Genomic DNA, 21,862 nt, shown 5'->3' on the forward strand with positions numbered 1-21,862 from the left:
CCCCCTGATTAATTTTTTTGCTTTTAACTCTTTTTACTTAGCCAATGATCCAGTTGTTCTAAACGCTCTGGCGTGCCGATATCATGCCACAATCCGTGGTGATGTTGTCCAGTCACGAGTTGCTGTTGCATCGCAGCTTTTAACAGTGGGGCTAATTTGGCCGACTGCCCGTGCTGCACACTGTCGAATAGCGATGGATGATAAACACCCACGCCCGAAAACGTCAACCGGTCCGCAGCAGACTCAAGCACCAGCCCATTTTCCAGGGCAAAGTCACCCGCGGCATGCTGCGGTGGATTATCGACCATGACCAGGTGCGCGAGTTTGCCGGTTGGCAATGCCAGGCTGGCATAATCAATATCGGTAAAGACATCACCATTCACCACCAAAAATGGCGCATCCCCCAATAACGGCAAGGCATAGGCAATACCGCCCGCCGTTTCCAGCGCAGTGCCTTCAGCACTGTAACGAATCGTCACCTGCCATTGTCGGCCGTCGCCCAGTGCCGCCTCAATCTGCTGCCCCAGGTGCGCATGATTAATGACCAGTTCGGTGATGCCCGCGACTGCCAGGCGCTCGATATGCCAGACAATCAGCGGTTTGCCGCCCACCATTAATAATGGCTTGGGGGTATGGTCAGTCAGCGGCCGCATGCGCTCACCACGGCCTGCGGCCAGAATCATCGCACGCATGGCTTAGTCTGCCTTTTCCAGCGTCAACAGTAATTTAAGAAACGGGCGCAACTCGACATAACGCTCACACGCCGCTTGCAAATATTGCATCACCAACGGCATATCCTTGAGGTAGCCATCCTTGCCATCACGGTGATACAACCGGGCAAAAATACCCAGCACCTTGATATGGCGTTGTACGCCCATCCATTCAAAGTCTTTATAAAACTCGCCAAAATCGGCGGTGACGGGTAAACCGGCTTTTTTTGCCGCTTGCCAGTAGCGGACGACCCAGTCCATTAGGTCCTCTTCATCCCAACGGATATAAGCATCCTTGAATAAAGACACCAGGTCGTAAGTAATCGCCCCGATCACGGCATCCTGAAAATCCAGCACCCCGGGATTATTGTCAGGCGTGACCATCAAATTGCGTGAGTGATAGTCTCTATGCACCGTGACTTGCGGCTGCTGCAAAATATTGTCGATCAACAAGGCGAAAGTTTTATCCACCACAGCCTGCTGCTCGGCTGACAATGCTTTGCCCAAATGCTTGCCCACATACCACTCAGGAAACAATTGCAATTCGCGCATCAGCAAGGCTGCATCATACGGTGGTAACGCTTCTGGCTGCGTTGCCAGTTGCATGTTGATTAATGCCTGGCAAGCATCACCATACAAAGCCTTGGCATTGTCGCGATTTAACTGTGACAAATAGGTATCATTGCCCAGGTCACTCAGCAGCAAAAAGCCTTGTTCTACGTCCTGCGCCACAATTTTTGGCACATTCAGCCCGGCCGCCAGCAATTGCTCAGCCACGCGCACAAATGGGCGACAATCTTCCTGTGGCGGCGGCGCATCCATGGCAATCAGGGTGTGTGTCGGCAAATGCACGCGAAAATAACGCCTGAAACTGGCGTCTGCCGAAGCGGGCGTGAGTGTAAAAGGCTGATCAAGCACCTGCTGCAGCCAAAGGTGTAGTTGCTGTGTTCTATCCACAAATGTTCCCAAATAATGAATCAGCCCATACTAACGGGCATTACTGTTAAAATGCGGCTGTCATTTTAAGTGAAAAATGACTTTTTAAGCATTTTCATGAATAATATAGCCCAATTGAAATGGGACATCTGGCCGCAGGGTCCGGGATGCGTGCATATAACTGCCGGCCATTAGCAGGCCTTACCGAAACGATCACTCTTTGAATAACTTGCAAGCTCACTCATCCACCTTTCAGGACCGCGGCATCCGTCTGATTCTGGCAATCATCGCCATCAGCACGCTATCGCCTTTGCATGCGCGCGCGGATGATCAAGCTGAGGCCGCGGTGATCGTGGCAGAAAACGCCGCCTTGCCAGGTGCCATTGAAATCGAGGGTGACACCTTGCAACTGCGCATGGATAGACAAATGCGCGCGATAGGCAACGCAGTCATCCGCAAAGAAGGCCAGCAAGTCACCGGGGATGATATCCGCTATGACATCCAGAATGACGAATTGCAAGTAGACGGTAATGCGGTCATTACAGCGGGCCAAACCAAAATTACCGGCCCCATGCTGCGTATGCGCATGAGCGAAAACATTGGTGAAATGCGCGACGTCACCATTGAGTTTAAAAGCAGCCCACCGCCGCCCAGCAACCAGGACAGCAGTGCGTTACTCAATGATGAAGCCATTTTACTGAGTGATCCTAAAAGGTATCTGGAAGATAACGAATCTTACAGCGCTCAAAGCCAAACGACCGCTTTTGATAATATTCGCGCGACTGCAAAACAAGTATTGTTTGAAGGCCAGAATGTCAAACGCCTAAAAAATGCAAGCTACACTTCCTGTGCCGCCGATGTCGATGACTGGTATATCAAGACCAATAATCTGGAGCTCAACGACTATACCCGCACGGGCGAAGCAACCAATGCATTTGTTGAGTTTAAGGGGGTACCTATCCTCTATACCCCATGGATGAGCTTCTCCTATAACAATCAGCGCAAAAGTGGCTTACTTGCTCCGCTGTGGGGATCTACGTCCAGAAGCGGCTTCGAGCTGCTCACGCCCTACTATATTAATATCCGACCGGATATGGATGCCACCATTGCCACCCGTTTCTTAAGTAAGCGTGGCACACAATTACAGGGCGAATTCCGTTATCTGGGTGAGGACTATTCAGGGATTAACAACCTTGAATACCTGGATAATGACAGCATGACCGGGGAAACCCGGTTTTATGCCAAATTATCACATGCACAACGCTTCAGTGAGCACTGGTCTGGCGGATATAACCTCGAAAAAGTATCTGATGACAAATATTTTTCGGAAATGGCCACCAGGATTCAGGTCACCTCCCGCGTTAACTTGCAACAGACTGCTTTTGTAGACTACCAGGATGACAATTGGACGTTCAATGGCTCGGTGCAACGTTACCAAAACTTGGACAACAAATCTTATGTGTACCAGCGGCTGCCCCAACTGACCGTTAATTATGACAACAGCTGGAACGGCTTTACAACGCAAACAGCGGCGCAATATGTGTTTTTTGACAGTATGCAGGAGATGGGCAAGGTCGCAACGGGCTCCAGGCTAAACTTTTACCCATCCTTGTCTTATCCGATGAAAAGCTCTTACGGCTTTGTCACGCCCAAGTTCGGCGTCAATACTACCCAATATAGCCTGAGTAACAATGTGCCCTCTGGCTATTCTGAGGAATACAACCAGTTGAGCCGGACGCTACCTATTTTCAGTCTGGACTCAGGCCTGTATTTTGATCGCGAATCTAACTTTTTCGGGACAAACTACACCCATACCCTGGAACCCAGAGCTTATTACGTTTACATCCCTTACCGGGATCAAAGCAAAATACCGATTTTTGACACTGCACTGGCAACCTTAAACCAGGACTCTATTTTTACCGAGAACCAGTTTATTGGCGGCGACCGCATCAACAATGCCAATCAGACGACAGTAGCAATTACCAGTCGCCTGATTGACGCTGAAACAGGGATTGAACGTTTAAGTGCCACATTAGGACAACGTTTTTATTTCGAAGACCAAAAAGTATCTCTGCCAGACACGTCAGCCAGCACGCGCAAATCCTCTGACATTTTGGCCGGGTTTACCGCCCGTCTTTCCAGCCGCCTGAACCTAGACACTTTCTGGCAATATGACCCTGACCGCGGCAATATGGAACGCAATAACTATTTGCTGCGTTACAACCCGGAACCTGGCAAGTCATTCAGCTTTGGCTACCGCTATACCGCCAACACGCTGGAACAAATAGACACATCGGCCCAATGGCCGCTGGGTGCAGGCTGGTACGGCATAAGCCGGCTGAACTACTCTATCCGTGATGGCAACGTGGTGCAATTCCTGGGCGGACTCGAATATGATGCTGGTTGCTGGCAGGCACGCGCCGTCATGCAGCGCGTGCAAACAGCGACTGCGGACGCGAACTATGCCATGTTTTTCCAACTCGAACTCGGTGGGTTAACCTCGATTGGTGCAAACCCGTTAAATGTGATCAAGCGCAATATTCCAACTTATATGCGCACCTATGACATCCCGGCAATTTACAGAGACCAGAACTCGCAATGATGAAAAGTTTATCTAATTTATTTATTTCCACAATAGTGTTTGCGCTGTACGCATCGCAATCAACAGCACTATTGGCCGCGGAAAAACGCCCCATCGAAAAAATGGACCGTATTATCACCGTCGTCGACCAGTCGGTGATTACGGAACGGGAAATGCTGAACCGCATGGAAGCCGTCAAGGCGCAAATGATTAAAAAAGGTGTCGAAGTGCCGCCGGATGAGGTATTGCAAAAACAAATCCTGGAACGCCTGATCGTCGATAGCCTGCAACTGCAACTGGCTGCTCAAACCGGCATTAAAGTCGAAGATGCACAATTGGATAAAACCATAGAACGGATTGCCGAACAAAACAACCTGACCTTGCCTGCCTTTAAAAAAGCACTAGAAGAAGATGGCACCAACTTCTACAAATTTCGTGAAGATATCCGCAATGACATTATTATTGCCCGCTTGCGCGAACGCGATGTCGACAACAAGGTGAATATTTCCGAAGCAGAAATTGATAACTATCTGAGCACACAGGAAAAAGAAGGCGATCTGGACGAGTTCAATATCTCGCAAATTCTGATTCGCTTGCCTGAAGACAGCTCACCCGAAGATATTCAAAAGGCCAGAGCCCGTACTGAACAAGTGACCAAAGCGCTGGCTGAAGGCATGAGCTTCGAAAAAGCCTCTGCCAACTTTTCTGACGCGCCGAATGCGCTGGACGGTGGCGGCTTGGGCTGGCGCAGTGGCCAGCAAATGCCAGCACAGTTTCTGGAACTGGTGAAAACCTTGCAGGCAGGCGGAGTGTCACGTCCTATCCGCAGTGGTACCGGGGTGCATATTCTCAAATTGAATGACAGACGCGCAGGTGCCAGCACGCTGATTGTGGAACAAACGCATGTGCGCCATATCCTGTTAAAGCCTAATGAAGTGCTGTCTGACAAAGAAGCCAAGCAAAAAATTGATGGCATCAAGGAACGCATAGACCACGGCACTCCATTCCAGGACATGGCACGCCAGTATTCTGACGATGGCAGCGCTTCCAGTGGCGGTGATTTGGGCTGGATCAGCCCTGGCGACACCGTACCGGTATTTGAAAAAACCATGGCCGAACTGGCTGTCAACGAAGTCAGCGCACCTATCCGCAGCCAGTTTGGCTGGCATATTATCCAGGTCCTTGAGCGACGCAAACAGGATATGTCAAAAGAATCCAAACGTTTAAAAGCACGCCAGGAAATCCGCGCGCGCAAAGCGGAAGAGTCTTATAACGACTGGATCCACGAGCTGCGTGACAAAGCCTTTGTTGAAATGCGCTTAGAAGACAAATTCTAAACGCATGAGCCACTTGCCACGCATTGCCATTACCGCTGGCGAACCCGCCGGAATCGGGCTGGACATCTGCGTCAAACTTGCCCACACCGCCATGCCTGCAGCGCTGGTGGTATTGGCAGACCCAACAGCGTTACAAGCCCGAGCCGCTAAGTTAGGCAAGCCATTAGCACTGCACACCTATACAGACAGACTGACACCGCATGCAGGTGACGGCAGTCTGTATGTGCTGCCCGTGCCAACCGCTGCTCCCGTTATCGCTGGTACTCTCAACGCAGCCAACAGCGCCGCCGTATTAACTATGCTGGACCGTGCGTTGGCTGGTTGCCAATCCGGCGAATTTGATGCCATGGTCACTGCCCCCGTACACAAAGGCGTGATTAATGATGCAGGTATTGCCTTTACTGGTCATACCGAATACCTGGCAGAAAAAACCAATACCGAACAGGTCGTCATGATGCTGGTCGGTGGTGGCATGCGCGTCGCACTGGCCACCACGCATTTACCCCTAACACAGGTGAGTGCAGCGATTACGGCTAATGCACTCACCACCACCATCCGTATTCTGCATCATGACCTGGTACATAAATTCGGTATTAAACAGCCACGCATTTATGTAGCCGGGCTCAACCCACATGCCGGTGAAAATGGCTATCTGGGTATGGAAGAAATCAACACCATCAACCCGGTGCTGGAAAATTTACGCGCCGAAGGCATGCAACTCATAGGCGCCCTGCCCGCTGACACCATGTTCTCGCAGAAAAACCTGTCAAAGGCAGATGCTTTCCTGGCCATGTATCATGACCAGGGCTTGGCTGTGCTCAAACACGCCAGCTTTGGCGAAGGCGTGAATGTCACCCTGGGCTTGCCCATTATCCGCACTTCCGTTGATCACGGTACTGCGCTGGATATTGCAGGCAGCGGTAAAGCCGATCTCGGCAGCATGCTGAGCGCCATAGAGCTGGCGATCGCACTGTCACAAACACGTCACACCTAACATACATGAAACACATTGCTAAGAAGAAATTTGGTCAGAATTTTTTAATTGACCAGGCCATTATCCAAAGCCTGATTAACGCCATCCACCCGCAAGCAGATGACCTGATGGTGGAAATCGGCCCCGGCCTTGGCGCGATGACGCAGCCCCTGATCAAGCACCTGGATCACTTGCACGTGGTTGAAATCGACCGCGACATTATCCAGTGGATGCAAGGCTTCTACCCGCCAAAGAAAATCACCATCCATAATTCAGATGTATTAAAGTTTGATTTTGCCACCATAGGCGAACGCATCCGCGTCGTTGGCAATCTGCCGTATAACATCTCCAGCCCTATCCTGTTCAAGCTGCTGGAAAATACGGCACAGATCATAGACATGCATTTTATGCTGCAAAAAGAAGTGGTCGAGCGCATGGTGGCCGAGCCATCCAGCTCGGAATATGGCCGCTTGTCCGTTATGCTGCAATACCGCTTGCAGATGGAATACATGGTCACAGTGCCGCCGGAGGCGTTTGACCCTGCGCCTAAAGTCGAATCCGCTTTTGTACGCTGTATTCCATATGCGAGTTTGCCCTACCCGGCCAGCGATGAGGGCTTATTTGCCAAAGTAGTCACCGCGGCGTTTGGTCAACGCCGCAAAACCTTGCGCAATACACTCAAAGGCCTGCTGGATGATGATGGTTTTAGCGCATTGAATATTGATTCGCAGCTGCGCGCCGAGAACCTGAGCGTGGCCGAATTTGTCGCCATCAGCAATTACTTGGCGGCTAATAGCTGAGCCAACTTGCGCAAAGCCGCGCTAGCTTAACCTGATTTAAAGTTTAGCCTGATATAATCCTGTTTTCACTAAAACCCAAACTTTTTGGAGCATGTTATGCGTTTGATTCTGCTGGGCGCCCCTGGTGCCGGTAAAGGGACACAAGCCACCTTTATTAAAGAAAAATTCAATATTCCGCAAATTTCCACTGGCGATATGTTGCGCGCAGCAGTCAAAGCAGGCACTCAATTGGGCTTAGAAGCCAAAAAGTTTATGGATGCAGGCGGTTTGGTGCCTGATGAAGTGATTATCGGCCTGGTGAAAGAACGCATTAAAGATGCCGATTGCGCCAATGGTTTCCTCTTCGACGGTTTTCCACGCACCATCCCGCAAGCCGAAGCGATGAAAAACGCGGGCGTGGCCATTGATTACGTGGTTGAGATCGACGTGCCGGATGCGGCTATCGTTGAGCGTATGAGCGGCCGTCGTAGCCACCCGGCTTCTGGCCGCACTTACCATGTCAAATTTAACCCGCCAAAAGTGGCTGGCAAAGACGACGTTACCGGTGAAGAACTGGTGCAACGTGATGACGACAAAGAAGAGGTTGTACTCAAGCGTTTGCAGGTCTACCACGACCAAACTGAGCAACTGATTGGCTATTACTCAGACTGGGCAAAATCTGGTGTCAGCGGTGCGCCGCAATACGTCAAAGTCAACGGCATGGGCGAGTTGAATGCGATTAAAGAAGACATTTTTAGCGCATTGAAATAACTACGCTAAGCAAAAAGCCCGCATGATGCGGGCTTTTTTATTGGCTATACATCACTGATTAAAAGTCGTAACGGATGCCAGCAAATACTTGGCGCTGACGTCCGGCCACCATGCCATCGACACGGCTGGCAAGATACTCGCGATCACCTAAATTGTAAGCGCTGGCAAAATAAGTGATGTGGCTACCAACGGGCCGGTAATTCACAGTGGCGTTAATTAAGGCATAAGATGGAATCTTGCCTGTCACGCCAATCACGCGGCCAGATAATCCAGTACCGTCATAATCTAAGGCCTCAGGCCGCCCCTCACGGTAAGACACATCCTCTTGCTGCTCACTCACATAATCAACCCCAATACGTGCATCAAAGCCCACAGGATGTTGATAACCCAAGTTGAGAGATGCCAGGTGCTTGGGCGCATATGGCAAACGGTCACCCTTGAAAATATCCGCACTGGCATTGGTTTTCTTAAACTTGGCAGTAAAAAGATTGGTATAAGAACCAGCAATATAGATATTATGGCTAGTCGCAAACAGGGTTCCAAAATCAATACGGCCAGCTAACTCCAAACCTGTTTGCTGAGACTCACCACCATTCACAAAAGAACCTGACGTCGGCCCGGCAACCACAATCTCATCAAATACCGTGTGGAACAGCGTCGCCTCAAAACGCACGCCTTTGAAGTAAGTAGACCTCACGCCCAATTCCCAATTGGTGCTTTCTTCTGGTTTGGTTTTACTGATGACGGCGGAATTCGGCCCATCTGCGTCCAAATCCCGGTCTGGTCGCGGCGGCGCAAAGCCTTTATGCACGCCGGCAAACACTGAGGTATTATCTATGCCGCCCCAAGTGACACCAAAACCAGGTAACACTTTTGTTTGATGATTGTTCAGCGTTGCCTGTGAGTTATTCTGCACCGCGCCATCCGCCCTCAGCACATCTGTTTTTACCCGGATATCCTCCACCCGCACACCTGGGGTAAATGTCCAGTCCCCGGCAAAAAAGGTGTTCTGGGCATAATAGGACCTTGCCTCTACATTAATGCGAATATCCTCATGTGGCAACACAGCTGATTTGGCAAAACTTAGACTTTGCCCTGCGGGATCATTAACCCGGTATTGTTTCCGGTCAGAATCTTCTTCGTGATACCTGAAGCCAATCACAGCGTTACTATCCATACCAAAAAGACTATGTTTGACATCCAGGCGTGGCTCAATCCCCCAATATTGAAAATCCCTGGGCCGCCATCGACCGCCACACAGGTCTGCGTTGCCCAGATTATTGCGCAAGCCATTATTGGGGCAATTACTTAACCGTGAAAATCCGTTGTTTTCACCCGGGTTGTTAATTTGCCTGAAGGAGGCTCTATTCGTATCCACATAATAGGCTTGCGTTGTGAGTTTCACCGCATCATTGATACTGAAAACATGTTGCAGTTGTAATGTCTTTCTTTCCTGCTCAAACTTATCGTTATGGCCAGTGGGTGCCTGATATTTATTTTGCGCATACTCTGCAGCACTTAAGCCAGTTTCCGTCACATGTGAGTCCTCTCGGAAATAACTCGCCTTGGCAATTAAGGTATGCCTGTCAGACAGGTTCAACTGGCCTTTGGCAGTATATTCCTGAATCTCGAAGTCGTGATGATCACGAATGCCATCCCCTTTTTTATGCAAGGCATCAATCATTAAGCCACCGCGTTCATCACCGGCACCTATACTGCCGTACAAACTTGTGAAGTCATTGTTACCCATCATTGCGGATGCTGTGCCATGCACTTGTCCATCACTAGGTACCGGGCGTGTCACAAAGTTAATCATGCCACCCACAGTTTGTGGACCATATAGAATCTGTCCAGAGCCTTTGACTACCTCAATGCGCTGCACGCGCTCTAATGGTGTGGTGTAATGTGCCGCAGGGTCTGCATAGGGTGCCAAAAACAAAGGCATCCCATCTTCCATCAGCAAGGTACGGGAGGTTCGGCGCGGATCCAGACCTCGCACCCCGATATTAACGCCCAAACCAAAAGCATTTTCACCCACCACATTGATTCCGGGAACGTTATTCAAAGCTTCTTGCACCGAGAATGGTTGCCGCTCTTGCAAGGCCTTTTCATCGACCAGGAAATAAGAACCCGGTACTGATTCCAGGCGGTCTGGCAAAATCCCTCTCACTACCACCGGTGAAATATTCAGCGTCTCATCCAGCCGTTCTTTTTCTTCTGCAAGCACTTCCATGGCGGGATTAAACGCCAGCACCGTGGCCATCAACAAACTCTTTTTCTTCATGTGTCACACCCTCTTCTGTTTCTGTTGTTATAAAAAACAGATGAAAATGGTGCAATATTGATACCAGCATGATGACGATAAAAGTTATCCCCATGTTTTTATTACGCAAATTATATTTATATAAATAATTATGTTATTTTCCGTGCATTCACCTGGCATATCATCGGTTCATATCAACCCACCTCACACGGACTTGGCTGATATAAACCAACACACCGCCTGAATGCCGAAGGCAACACATACCAACGCAAAACATGCCTATCAGTTCTCGGGTATAATTGTCGCTTCATTTAGTTACTTTCAAGCCACGCACATGCAACAGCAGTATCCATTCAAAGAAGTCGAACAACAGGCACAACAACATTGGGAGTCTAACCAAAGCTTTCAGGCCAAGGCCGATAGCAGCAAGCCCAAGTATTACTGCTTGTCGATGTTCCCCTACCCCAGTGGCAAATTGCATATGGGGCATGTGCGTAACTACACCATTGGTGACGTCTTAAGCCGCTATCACCATATGAAGGGCTTTAACGTGTTGCAGCCTATGGGTTGGGATGCATTTGGCCTACCAGCAGAAAATGCAGCGATTCAAAACAATGTACCGCCTGCGCAATGGACATATGACAACATTGCCTATATGCGCAAACAGCTCAAATCACTGGGCTTTGCGATTGACTGGGAGCGTGAGCTAGCGACTTGCCAGCCTGACTACTACAAATGGAACCAGTGGCTGTTTTTGCGCATGCTGGAAAAAGGCATTGCCTACAAAAAAACCCAGGTAGTGAACTGGGATCCAGTCGACCAGACCGTACTCGCTAACGAACAGGTGATTGATGGCCGTGGCTGGCGTACTGGTGCCGTGGTTGAAAAACGCGAAATTCCTGGCTACTACCTGCACATCACGGGTTACGCCCAGCAATTGCTGGACGACCTGGACAAACTGCCAGGCTGGCCTGAGCGTGTAAAAACCATGCAAGCCAACTGGATAGGCAAGAGCGTGGGCGTCCGTTTTGCCTTTACGCATGACATCAAAAACAACGACGGCCAGCTGATTGATGACGGCAAACTGTGGGTATTCACTACACGTGCTGACACCATCATGGGGGTGACTTTCTGCGCCGTGGCTGCCGAGCATCCATTAGCTGCGCATGCCGCACAACACAATCCTGCGCTGCAAGCTTTCATTGAAAAATGCAAGCAAGGCTCCGTTATGGAAGCCGATATGGCCACCATGGAAAAAGAAGGCATGGACACCGGCCTGACCGTTGCACACCCGATTACCGACGAGCAAGTACCTGTCTGGGTCGGCAACTATGTGCTCATGACTTATGGTGAAGGCGCTGTGATGGCCGTGCCCGCACATGACGAACGCGACTTTGGCTTTGCAAAAAAATATAGCTTGCCGATCAAGCAAGTCATCAGCGTCGTCGACCAAAGCTTTGACCTGGGTGCATGGCAAGAATGGTATGGCGACAAAGCCAAAGGCGTATGCATCCATTCAGGCAAATATAACGACCTGACCTATACACAGGCTGTAGATGCCGTAGCCGCTGATTTAGCCGACAAAGACCTTGGTGGCAAGCAAACCAACTGGCGCCTGCGCGACTGGGGTGTTTCTCGTCAACGTTACTGGGGCTGCCCGATTCCTATCGTCCACTGTGACAGCTGTGGCGATGTGCCTGTGCCGGACAACCAGTTACCGGTCAAATTGCCAGAAGACTGCGTGCCGGATGGCTCAGGTAATCCGCTCAACAAACGCGAAGACTTCCTGAACTGCGCTTGCCCTAAATGTGGCCAGCCAGCCAAGCGCGAAACCGATACCATGGATACATTTGTTGATTCCAGTTGGTATTACGCGCGCTATGCTTCCGGCTTTAGCCCTGACGCCATGGTAGATGCACAAACTAATCACTGGATGCCTGTCGATCAATACATCGGTGGCATTGAGCACGCCATTTTGCACCTGCTGTATTCACGCTTCTGGAGCAAGGTCATGCGTGACCTCGGCCTGGTCAACTATGACGAACCGTTTGCCAACCTGCTGACGCAAGGCATGGTGCTCAACCATATCTTCTCACGCCGTACGGCCAAAGGTGGCATTGAATACTTTGCACCAGAAGAAGTCGAACTGGTACAAGATGCCAACGGTAAGGTCACTGGCGCCAAACTGATTAAAGATGGCTCAGCCATTGATTATCAGGGCATAGGCACCATGTCCAAGTCCAAGCGTAACGGTGTAGACCCACAATCGCTGATCGAGCAATATGGCGCGGATACTGCACGCTTCTTTATGATGTTTGCCGCGCCACCGGAACAAACGCTGGAATGGTCTGACAGTGGTGTGGAAGGTTCACATCGTTTCTTAAAACGTGTGTGGAATTTTGGCTACGCATTGTCACAAATCCAGCCCGCCGATTTGCCAAACAAGCTGACCGGCGAACTTGCCAACCACAGACGCGAAATTCACACCGTGTTGAAACAAGCCAATGTAGACCTGGCAAAACTGCAATTCAATACCGTGGCCTCTGCCTGCATGAAGATGCTCAACACATTGGAAAAAGTGCAAAAAGAAGCCGAGAAAGACTGGCAAGCCGTGGCATTTGAAGGCTATAGCATCCTGTTGCGCGTGCTATCACCGATTGCGCCACACGTGACGCAAGTCATGTGGCAAAGCCTGAAACTGGGCGCAGATATCCTCACGGCGAAATGGCCAGAGCCAGCCAATGCCGCCCTGGTGCAAGACGAAGTCGAATACGTCGTGCAAGTGAACGGCAAACTGCGCGGCAGCATCAGCATCCCTAAAAGCATGGCCAAAGAGCAAATTGAAGCCACTGCCGTTAATCAGGATTTTGTGCAAAAATTCCTCAACGAAGGCAGCGTGAAAAAGATTATTGTAGTGCCTAACAAACTGATTAACATTGTGGTTGCTTAAAGAAAGGATGACCATGCTGCTTTCACACCTGACACCATTTCTGCCAAAGCGCTTTTGGCAAAATAGTGGCTGGCTATTGCTGATCGCAGCGTTATCCTCCTGTGGCTTCCAGCTCAGGCAGCCTAACCCCGTGTCATTTAAATCGATTCAACTGCAAGGAAACACTCAGATTACGTCTGCTCTTAAAAAGAGCCTAAAAGAGCAAAATATTCAGTTGGTAGAAACAGCAGAAGAAGCTGAGCTGCAAGTGGAGCTGATCCATGAAGAAAATGAAAAACGCATCTTGTCCTTGAGCGGCACCGGTGTGGTTCGGGAATACGAGCTTTATTATCGTGTGCAATACCGTACCAAAGCCAGCGATGAGCCGACATGGGGCCTACCTCTGATCATGGAAAGCCGCCGCGACTATACTTACAATGACTCTAACTTGCTGGCCAAACTGGCAGAAGAAAAGCGCCTGACCCAAACCATGCGCACCGATGTGCTTAATGGCATTCTGCGTCGCTTGTCTGCCTTGAAAAAAGCGCAATAATCATGCGCATCCAGGCTGCGCAACTGGCTCAATACCTGCCACCCAAACAGCATTTGTTTGTGTTAGCCGGTGATGAGCCACTTTCCATCACCGAAGCCATCGACCAGATTCGTGCCGCTGCCCGCCAGCATGGTGCACAAGAGCGTGCCAGCTTTAGCGTAGAGCGCTACTTTAACTGGGGACAAGTCAGCCAGTTCCTGCAAAGTTTCTCGCTGTTTGCCGAGCAACGCATTCTTGAAATCAATATCCCCACCGGCAAACCTGGAGTAGAAGGCGCCAAGGCTTTGCAACAACTGGCTGAGCTGCCGGCGGCAGATACAACCATTATCATCACCCTGCCCGCGCCTGATCGCGACATGTCCAGCAGTGCCTGGTATGAATCGCTGTTACAACACGGCGTATTGCTGGTGCTTAACCAGGTGCCTTTGGCACAACTGCCGGAGTGGATTGCGCAACGCCTGGGCATGCAGCAACAAACTGCCGATGAAGCCTCGCGCCGTTTTATTGCCGAGCAAGTAGAAGGTAATTTACTCGCCGCGCACCAGGAAATCCAGAAGTTAGGCTTACTGTATCCGCCGGGCCCGCTTTCCGAAGAAGCCATCCGCCAATGCGTGCTCAATGTGGCGCGTTTTGATGTCTCGCAACTGGGTGAGGCCATGCTGCAAGGCGATCCCAGCCGCGTCATGCGTATTATTGAAGGCTTGCGTGAAGAAGGCGAAACTGCTGTCGCCGTGATGAACCCGCTGGTGTGGTTGTTCCGTCCCTTGCTGCAAGTGCGGCTCGCTATGCAAAACGGCCAGGCCGTGCAAACGGCCTTGAGCCAGGCCAGGTTATTTGGTGATCGCCAGACACTGGTGAAACGCGCATTGGAATTTTTGCCGCAAAAACATATCGAAGCTGCTTTGCAGAAATTGTCAGACATAGACCGTATGGCAAAAGGCGTGGGTGATGGCGATGCCTGGCTGGAGCTGTCGCGCTTATGTAGCGGCATTGCCCGCATGGCGGCCAACAAATCCGCTAGGTCAGCCGCATCAAGGTCTCGTTAAGGTTTTAAGATAGAATGATGGTTATGGACATTCAAAACTACATGAAACAACTGGGTGAGCAGGCACGTGCCGCTTCCCGTTTGATGGCAAAAGCCGACACCAACACCAAAAATCAGGCCCTGCGCAATATCGCCGCCCTGATCCGCCAGCACGAAAAAGCGCTACTGGCCGCCAACCAGCAAGACCTGGACGCCGCCAAAGCCAACGGCATGGAAGCCGCCATGCTGGACCGCCTGGCCTTGAGCGAAAAATCAGTGGCGACGATGGCTGAGGGATTAGAGCAAATCGCCAGCCTGCCAGACCCGATTGGCGAAATGAGCAATTTTAAATACCGCCCTTCCGGCATCCAGATCGGCCAGATGCGCGTACCATTAGGCGTGATCGGCATCATTTACGAAGCACGTCCAAATGTGACGGTGGATGCCGCTGGCTTATGTATCAAATCTGGCAACGCCTGCATTTTGCGTGGCGGCTCTGAGGCCATTCATTGCAACCAGGCGCTGGCCAAGCTCGTACACCAAGGCCTGCAACAAGCAGGCTTGCCACAAGCTGCGGTGCTGGTGGTCGAGACCACAGACCGCGCCGCAGTGGGCGAGCTCATCACCATGAAACAATATGTAGACGTGATTGTGCCACGCGGCGGCAAAGGCCTCATTGAGCGTATCAGCAACGATGCACGCATCCCAGTGATCAAGCACCTGGATGGCAACTGTCATGTGTATGTGGATGACGAAGCGGACTTAGACAAAGCCCTGCGTATTCTGGAGAATTCCAAGACGCAGCGCCTGGGCACCTGCAACACTGCCGAATCGTTACTGGTAGCACGCAGCATAGCCAAAACCGCGCTGCCTAAACTGGCCGAGATGCTGATTAACAAAGGCGTGGAAATCCGCGGTTGCGAAGAAACTCGCGCCATCGTGCCACAAGCGATTGCCGCGACTGAAGAAGACTATTACACCGAATACCTGGCAGCAATTATCTCCTGCAAGGTGGTCAGCGGCGTCGATGAAGCTATTGAGCATATCAACCAGCACTCCAGCCAGCACACCGAGGCGATTGTGACCGAAAACTACACCAAAGCGCGCCAGTTCCTGCGTGAGGTAGATTCCAGTAGCGTCATGGTCAACGCCTCTACCCGCTTTGCGGATGGCTTTGAATACGGCTTTGGCGCAGAAATCGGTATTTCTACCGATAAACTGCATGCACGCGGACCAGTCGGTTTGGAAGGGTTAACTTCGTTGAAGTATGTGGTGCTAGGTGACGGCCACGTACGCGCTTAATGTCGCTTTCAGCCATTATTTGGGATACAGCGCAAGGCGCACGGAGCGCAGGAAACGAGATAGTACACATGAGTACAGCGAGTTTTCGAGCACCGCGCAACGCAGCGATATGCCCAAAGAATGGCTGAAATGGAACTCATAGGAATTTTTGGCGGGACTTTCAATCCTATCCACAACGGGCATTTGGTGCTCGCGCAAACCGTGCTCGATACCCTGCACTGCACGCAAATCCGCGTTATTCCCGCTGCCGTGCCACCGCATAAAGAAACCCCCGCCGTTACCGCGCAACACCGTGCCGCGATGGTACAACTGGCGATACAAGATCACCCGAAGTTTGTACTCGATACCTGCGAGTTAGAACGCCAGGGCACGTCATACACCATAGAAACCCTGCACCTGCTGCGCCGCTGCTTCCCAGACCAGGCGCTATGCTTAATGATGGGGCAAGACAGCTACCAGAAACTACCCTCCTGGCGCCGCTGGCTGGAACTGTTGGATTATTGCCATGTACTGGTCGTGCACCGGGCAGACCGTGACAACACCTTATTGCTGCATGCAGAACATGAAGGCAAGTTAATCGACATCGCCGCAGCCCCCACCGCGTTTGCGCAGCAAGCCAACGGCCTCATCAGCTTTTTACCCGTCACGCCGCCAGACATTTCGTCTACCCGCATCCGCGAGCAACTCGCCCACAACGACCACGCCACGATCGCTGAAATACCGCCGCAGGTGCTGCGCTATATACAGCAGCATCACTTATATCAGCAATCCAATTAACGGCGCGTCAGGTTTTTTTAAGCGTTGAAGCCGCCTGAAACGTCCACGCCACAAAACGGCTCTGCTTCTGCCCTTGCGCCATCTCCACCGTTTTCACCGTCACCGCCTGCACCTTTTTCAGTTCGCGATACACCAACGGCAAATTGCTGGCTTTAGAAACCAGCGTGGTAAACCACACACACTGCTTGGCAAACAATCGACTCTCGTTAATCATGGTAGTTAAAAACGCCGCCTCACCGCCCTCACAGAATAATTCATTAGACTGCCCACCAAAATTCAATGCCTGTGGAGGCTTTTTACCCAACCCGCGCCATTTGCGCTGTGTACCCGCCAACGCTTCTTCCGCTGAAGCATGAAAAGGTGGATTACATAAAGTGACGGTGAATTGCTCGCCCGGCAACATCACGCCTTTAAAAATCGAACCAGGGTTAGGCTGATGACGCACACTAATCTGTTGCTGCAAACCATTGGCGCCAATAATCTTTTGCGCATTACGCAAAGCCTTTGCATCAATATCCGCGCCCACACATTGCCAGCCATAAGCATGAGATGCAATTAGCGGATAAACCAGATTCGCACCCGTACCAATATCCAACAAGCGCACTTGCTCATGATTTAAATCAGGAATGCTCTCCGCCAATAAATCCGCCAGATAATGCACATAATCCGCCCGCCCAGGGATAGGCGGACATAAGTAATTCTTTGGAATATCCCACACCGCCACGCCGTAATACTGCTTGAGCAAAGCCTGATTCAATGCCTTCACTGCTTGCGGGTTGGCAAAGTCTATCGAATCATCGCCATACGCGTTTGGGCGGACGTATTGAGCTAGTATTGAATGTGATTGCACCAAGACTGAGAAGTCATAGCCGGTACTATGCACATTACTTGGGTGTAGGGTTGATGAAGGTAATGCGGACTTCATGAGAGATGTATTAAGTGGCGTTCAGCTTTAGAACTAAAAACACCATTTGGTTAGCTAAAATTACTTAGACTTCTGAGAGAATTAATAATCAACAGATGCAAACATTATACGCTCTGAACTAATTTCGTCCGGTATCACAAACAAAACCCCAACGGCCTTCTTTTATATTTATATAAGGCCCTGTTACCGATGCCAGAAGATAAACAACAGCATTGGGTTTATTTTTAACAGTAAAACTGAAGTCAGTTGAGTTTTCCTCATCAACCCCATATGTTCCTATCAAGCTCGTAGATCCTAAATTTAGGAACTCTTTTCTAACTAATAATTTCTTTTTGGGATCATTGAAGGGTAAAAAGTGCTTATCTACGCTTTTTAAAATGGCATCATTAATCAACCATGATTCAACTACTACTTTCTTAATCTCAAATGGAGATGTCCCTATATTTTTAATCGTCACTCCGAGATTTGCCAAACAAATATTTTTGGTGGGTAACAGAGTCCAATTCAAGTAACCAGTTGAAGCACTTCTAACCTCTAAAGGCTTCTCAATTTTTACGTATTTTGAATAAGCCCAAACCCCTGCAATTACTATTGCTAGTATCTCAACCACATATTTTATAACCTCTAAAATATCTTTAGCTTTGGAAAAAGCATGTTTGTTGAGCTGGGTGCGAAAGCGCCTCATAGAGCCTTGATATGGTCGCTGTAACGATGCTGTAAACTCGACGAAAAGAACCCACCGCAATCATGTAATTTAGTGCAGCCATCACATTCAGGTGCGAATTCATTTTTCCAGTCTGAAATAGATTTTTTGTAAAAAGGTAAAACATCTTCATTTACAGTGCAAAGCTGGTGGTTGTAGACAGAGGTTGTTAATCCATAACTACTTAGAATATTTACTGCATCACTTAAAATGTCTTTATATTCAAAAGGATCTATCCAAAGACTATCCAAATTAGCGCGTGTAAATCCCATCATTTCCAACCCCATTAGCGCCACATGATCAACAAACAATAAATTTCGCCCGATGAATTCACATAGGTCTGATAAACCTTCAATTGATTGCTTGTGAATAACAACTCTAATTTCGACTTTTTGATTCAATCTTTTGAGATTTAACACGCCAGCCAATGTTTCATCTAAAGCACCTGAACTTTGAACTATATAGTCGTGTGTTGAGGGGTTTGATGAATAAATTGGGATACCTACCATCATGTCAAAATGATTGATATCGGCATATCTTTTAGCAAAACCTATGTTTTTAAAAGAGCGACCATTGGAAAGAATATGAATACTAGTTTGAGGTAGATGGCTCTTAGTAAACTCTAGTAATTCTAAAAATCTCTCTCCAAATAACGTGGGCTCACCGCCAGAGAAACCGATTTCCTCGGTGTTCTTGGGTATTAATTTAATGAGATTAAAAGCTTCAGTTAATAAGTAGGAATCATCGTGACTTTTAGGAGGTTGTGAACACATTAAACAATAATGATTACATTGCTCTGTAATCATAATCGTATTATTAGTCGCCCTTTTGCGGTATAGAACCCGTATGTGTTCTTTATTTGGGGTGATTCGAACAATATCTTCATCGTTCAAGTAACTAAACTCATCTGGCAAAACAGTAAAATTCTCACCCTGAGAAAACTCAATATTATCGGCTAGCGACTCAAATGTAATGTAATGAGAAAATCCCTTAGGGGCATTCTTGGACCTTGCAATGAATGCCTTATCGACTCTTAAAACCTGCGGTAAGTTTGGGTTAGAACTTAACGCAAATAACTTTACTTTTTCAGAAGTAATCTCATGAACTTGAATTACTTTACCTCCGAGTTTAATCATCGGTTAGCCCATCTGAGGAATAGTTTTTTGGTATCAGGGTCTTTTTCCATGAGATTAATTAAGTGTTTAAAAATACTCATGTTCTTTTTACAAAACTCTGATTCAGGCTTCCGTCCTAAAAAATCCTTATGTATCGCATGATGATAAACTGGCTCGGAACCACAGTATGGCTCAAATGCACATTCAGAACACATTGGAGCACTCAGCGTAAAGGACTCTTCGATCGCATCAAGCAGCTTGTCTGAAAGAATTATATCTTCGTAAGAGTCAGATAATATATTACCTAATTCAAAAGTCTTATCTCCCATTTCAGCAAGCATTCTGCTTTCATCTGAAGCATAAACTTTACCATCGTAATTAAACACGATTGCTGCAATTCCAATTCCAGCTGGATTCATTAAATCAACATATCCAGACTCTTGGGCTGTAAGGATTTTCTTCAAAATTAAACTGGAATAATACTCTGAGAACTCAACGCCATTTCGATTCAATTCAATGATGTAATCAAGACCAGCTTTATAAAACTGTAACCATCGCTCAGTGTTATATGCCATAAATTTTTTTGTTTTTATAGCAAAACCATACGGTGATAAGGGCCTTAAAAAAATACCTTTGAAACCAAGCTTTAAATATTCGTCGATAATGTCTCTAACTTTGTCTAGGCTCAACTCTGTAGTTGTCATCAAAGCAGAGACCTGATCATAACCAAGTCGGCTTCTTGCCTGTTCTAATCCAGCAATAAATCTTTGATAGCTATCTTTGTTTGGTCTTGGTCTGTTTGAATTGTGTAAAAGCTCAGGGCCGTCCAGAGAAGTTGATATCTGGATTTTATGTAATTTACAGAAATCTAAAACCTCATCAGTCACCAAAGATAATGTGGTTGCGATTACGAATGCCAGATCCCTGTTTGCAACTTTGTTTCTATTTTTTGCTACCTCAACAATATATTTGATGAGCTCAAAATTTAGTAAAGGCTCTCCACCCTGAAATTCAATTTTGATAGCTTGTGATGGTGATTTGAATACAAAGTCCAGAGACTTATCAGCCATTTCTACAGTCATATCAAACGATGACTTATCCTCAGACTGTCTAGAAACCTGGCAATACGGACAACTGTGATCGCAACGAAGTGTGACAACAAAGATGTGTAAATTAGTAAATTGAGAAAGTCTGGATAATTTCGTTCTTAATTTAAGTGCCAATAACTCTATTGGAGACTTTTCGTTTGGTAGTCGTATAAAGTGCTTGGACCTTAACTTAGGATATAAGCGATTGGTAATATCGAGTTTTCGATGCACTAATCTTTCTAAATCACCATGCTCAATGAGCAGATACTCTCCAACAAAGTTAGTGATGATGTAGTTTTTATCATCAAATCTATCAAATTTAAAAGGGAGTAACTCATAAGATGAGTCTTTTGTAGAATAACTATCGAAACTTTTGAACTTACTCAATTTCTTGCAGATCCGTATTCAAGAAAGTGGCGCTCAATATTAGATTTCTTACAGTCTCGGTTTCTTTTGAAATCAACTGGCGAAGATGCTGATCGAGAATTTCTTTCTTAAAATCTGCTTCTAATTTTTGGCAGTAAGTATCAGAGTGCTCCCCATCCAGACTGATATGACAAAGTATCGCTCGATCATTTAACTCAAAATCCACCGTGAGTTTATTAATAAAGCGATACGCTGCCTTCTGTATTGTTTCAACAGAATAAACACGCTCATCAAATTTGAGCGTATAAGTTTTTGTACTCACTTAGTAGCCAGATGAATGTGAACGATGAGATGAATGCGAACTATGTGAGGAATGAGAGCGATGAGCGGCATAGAAAATGCCATCACTATTTGGTTGAAGAACAAACTGTAATGCAGTTTTATCGCTAAAGTCGAATTTATTAAATTCGCCTGTCTCAATTTCAAGCGAATTAGTTTTCGCTTGCTCATCAACTGGAGCATTATCAATCGACTTAGCATTTGATTGATTTGCTGTTAAAGCGCTTGCTAATACTGCCAATGGCAAAAGATATTTTCTTTTCATAATTAGCCCCCCTTAGATTGATATTTTTTAAGAAAATTATCATGGAATTTATATTGACGTCCATAAATCACCATTTCAAATCATATTAAAACAATGTAAAAGTTCGTATGCGAAACTGTTAGATTT

The 21,862-nt window shown here is 48.1% G+C and carries 19 protein-coding genes; 10 read left to right on the plus strand and 9 right to left on the minus strand.

From position 1 onward, the window contains the following. Positions 1-23: 23 nt before the first annotated feature. Positions 24-692 (minus strand): N-acetylmuramate alpha-1-phosphate uridylyltransferase MurU, encoded by a 669-nt coding sequence (gene murU, locus ACIDE9_RS04310; protein WP_411992988.1) that lies wholly within the window; start codon positions 690-692, stop codon positions 24-26. Positions 693-695: 3 nt separating this feature from the next. Then, entirely contained in the window at positions 696-1,667 is a 972-nt protein-coding gene (locus tag ACIDE9_RS04315) for an aminoglycoside phosphotransferase family protein (protein ID WP_411992989.1), read from the minus strand. Between the two features lie 199 nt (positions 1,668-1,866). Here ACIDE9_RS04315 and ACIDE9_RS04320 point away from each other — a divergent pair, with 199 nt between their 5' ends. The 5 genes from ACIDE9_RS04320 to adk all read left to right on the plus strand — a co-directional run bounded on the left by ACIDE9_RS04320 (position 1,867) and on the right by adk (position 8,087). After that, positions 1,867-4,248: an LPS-assembly protein LptD gene (locus ACIDE9_RS04320; protein WP_411992991.1), complete on the plus strand. Its 2,382-nt coding sequence runs from the start codon at positions 1,867-1,869 to the stop codon at positions 4,246-4,248. After that, positions 4,248-5,564, plus strand: a complete 1,317-nt coding sequence (locus tag ACIDE9_RS04325; RefSeq protein ID WP_411993299.1) for a peptidylprolyl isomerase — start codon at positions 4,248-4,250, stop codon at positions 5,562-5,564. Before ACIDE9_RS04320 ends, ACIDE9_RS04325 begins: the two co-directional genes overlap by 1 nt. Before the next feature lie 4 nt (positions 5,565-5,568). Then, positions 5,569-6,558, plus strand: a complete 990-nt coding sequence (gene pdxA / locus ACIDE9_RS04330) for a 4-hydroxythreonine-4-phosphate dehydrogenase PdxA (protein ID WP_411992993.1) — start codon at positions 5,569-5,571, stop codon at positions 6,556-6,558. A 5-nt stretch (positions 6,559-6,563) separates the two neighbouring features. Further along, entirely contained in the window at positions 6,564-7,337 is a 774-nt protein-coding gene (gene rsmA, locus ACIDE9_RS04335; RefSeq protein WP_194754092.1) for a 16S rRNA (adenine(1518)-N(6)/adenine(1519)-N(6))-dimethyltransferase RsmA, read from the plus strand. A gap of 96 nt (positions 7,338-7,433) precedes the next feature. After that, complete coding sequence (adk, locus tag ACIDE9_RS04340; RefSeq protein ID WP_411992996.1) at positions 7,434-8,087, plus strand: adenylate kinase; 654 nt, start codon at positions 7,434-7,436, stop codon at positions 8,085-8,087. A gap of 58 nt (positions 8,088-8,145) precedes the next feature. Here the strand turns inward: adk and ACIDE9_RS04345 are convergent, their stop codons facing one another. After that, positions 8,146-10,371 carry a TonB-dependent receptor family protein gene (locus tag ACIDE9_RS04345; protein ID WP_411992998.1) on the minus strand — a complete coding sequence of 742 codons (2,226 nt, stop codon included), beginning with the start codon at positions 10,369-10,371 and terminating at the stop codon, positions 8,146-8,148. 313 nt (positions 10,372-10,684) lie between these two features. Between ACIDE9_RS04345 and leuS the strand changes: the two genes are divergently transcribed. The 5 genes from leuS (at position 10,685) to nadD (ending at position 16,935) form a co-directional block, all read left to right on the plus strand. Then, positions 10,685-13,300, plus strand: a complete 2,616-nt coding sequence (gene leuS / locus ACIDE9_RS04350; RefSeq protein ID WP_411993000.1) for a leucine--tRNA ligase — start codon at positions 10,685-10,687, stop codon at positions 13,298-13,300. Between the two features lie 13 nt (positions 13,301-13,313). Beyond that, positions 13,314-13,832, plus strand: a complete 519-nt coding sequence (lptE, locus tag ACIDE9_RS04355; RefSeq protein ID WP_194742748.1) for an LPS assembly lipoprotein LptE — start codon at positions 13,314-13,316, stop codon at positions 13,830-13,832. Between the two features lie 2 nt (positions 13,833-13,834). Then, positions 13,835-14,878, plus strand: a complete 1,044-nt coding sequence (holA, locus tag ACIDE9_RS04360; protein ID WP_411993002.1) for a DNA polymerase III subunit delta — start codon at positions 13,835-13,837, stop codon at positions 14,876-14,878. 23 nt (positions 14,879-14,901) lie between these two features. After that, the gene (locus ACIDE9_RS04365; RefSeq protein ID WP_411993004.1) at positions 14,902-16,158 is read left to right on the plus strand and encodes a glutamate-5-semialdehyde dehydrogenase; all 1,257 of its coding nucleotides are present in this window, start codon (positions 14,902-14,904) and stop codon (positions 16,156-16,158) included. Positions 16,159-16,287: 129 nt separating this feature from the next. Further along, positions 16,288-16,935 (plus strand): nicotinate-nucleotide adenylyltransferase, encoded by a 648-nt coding sequence (gene nadD / locus ACIDE9_RS04370; RefSeq protein WP_411993006.1) that lies wholly within the window; start codon positions 16,288-16,290, stop codon positions 16,933-16,935. A gap of 7 nt (positions 16,936-16,942) precedes the next feature. On the opposite strand, the gene rlmF is transcribed toward nadD, so the two are convergent. From rlmF to hxsA2, 6 genes are all read right to left on the minus strand, one after another. After that, entirely contained in the window at positions 16,943-17,860 is a 918-nt protein-coding gene (gene rlmF, locus ACIDE9_RS04375) for a 23S rRNA (adenine(1618)-N(6))-methyltransferase RlmF (protein WP_411993008.1), read from the minus strand. Positions 17,861-17,978: 118 nt separating this feature from the next. Beyond that, entirely contained in the window at positions 17,979-18,545 is a 567-nt protein-coding gene (locus ACIDE9_RS04380; RefSeq protein WP_411993010.1) for a hypothetical protein, read from the minus strand. Next, on the minus strand, positions 18,542-19,699 hold the full coding sequence (gene hxsC / locus ACIDE9_RS04385; RefSeq protein ID WP_411993012.1) for a His-Xaa-Ser system radical SAM maturase HxsC: 1,158 nt from the start codon (positions 19,697-19,699) through the stop codon (positions 18,542-18,544). Before hxsC ends, ACIDE9_RS04380 begins: the two co-directional genes overlap by 4 nt. Beyond that, on the minus strand, positions 19,696-21,153 hold the full coding sequence (gene hxsB / locus ACIDE9_RS04390; RefSeq protein WP_411993014.1) for a His-Xaa-Ser system radical SAM maturase HxsB: 1,458 nt from the start codon (positions 21,151-21,153) through the stop codon (positions 19,696-19,698). The genes hxsC and hxsB overlap by 4 nt, the downstream gene beginning before the upstream one ends. After that, positions 21,146-21,454, minus strand: a complete 309-nt coding sequence (hxsD, locus tag ACIDE9_RS04395) for a His-Xaa-Ser system protein HxsD (RefSeq protein ID WP_411993016.1) — start codon at positions 21,452-21,454, stop codon at positions 21,146-21,148. Before hxsD ends, hxsB begins: the two co-directional genes overlap by 8 nt. Continuing rightward, positions 21,455-21,736 (minus strand): His-Xaa-Ser repeat protein HxsA2, encoded by a 282-nt coding sequence (hxsA2, locus tag ACIDE9_RS04400; RefSeq protein ID WP_411993018.1) that lies wholly within the window; start codon positions 21,734-21,736, stop codon positions 21,455-21,457. Between the last annotated feature and the right edge of the window lie 126 nt (positions 21,737-21,862).

This window comes from Methylophilus sp. 'Pure River', assembly GCF_046765995.1.
Lineage (GTDB): Bacteria > Pseudomonadota > Gammaproteobacteria > Burkholderiales > Methylophilaceae > Methylophilus.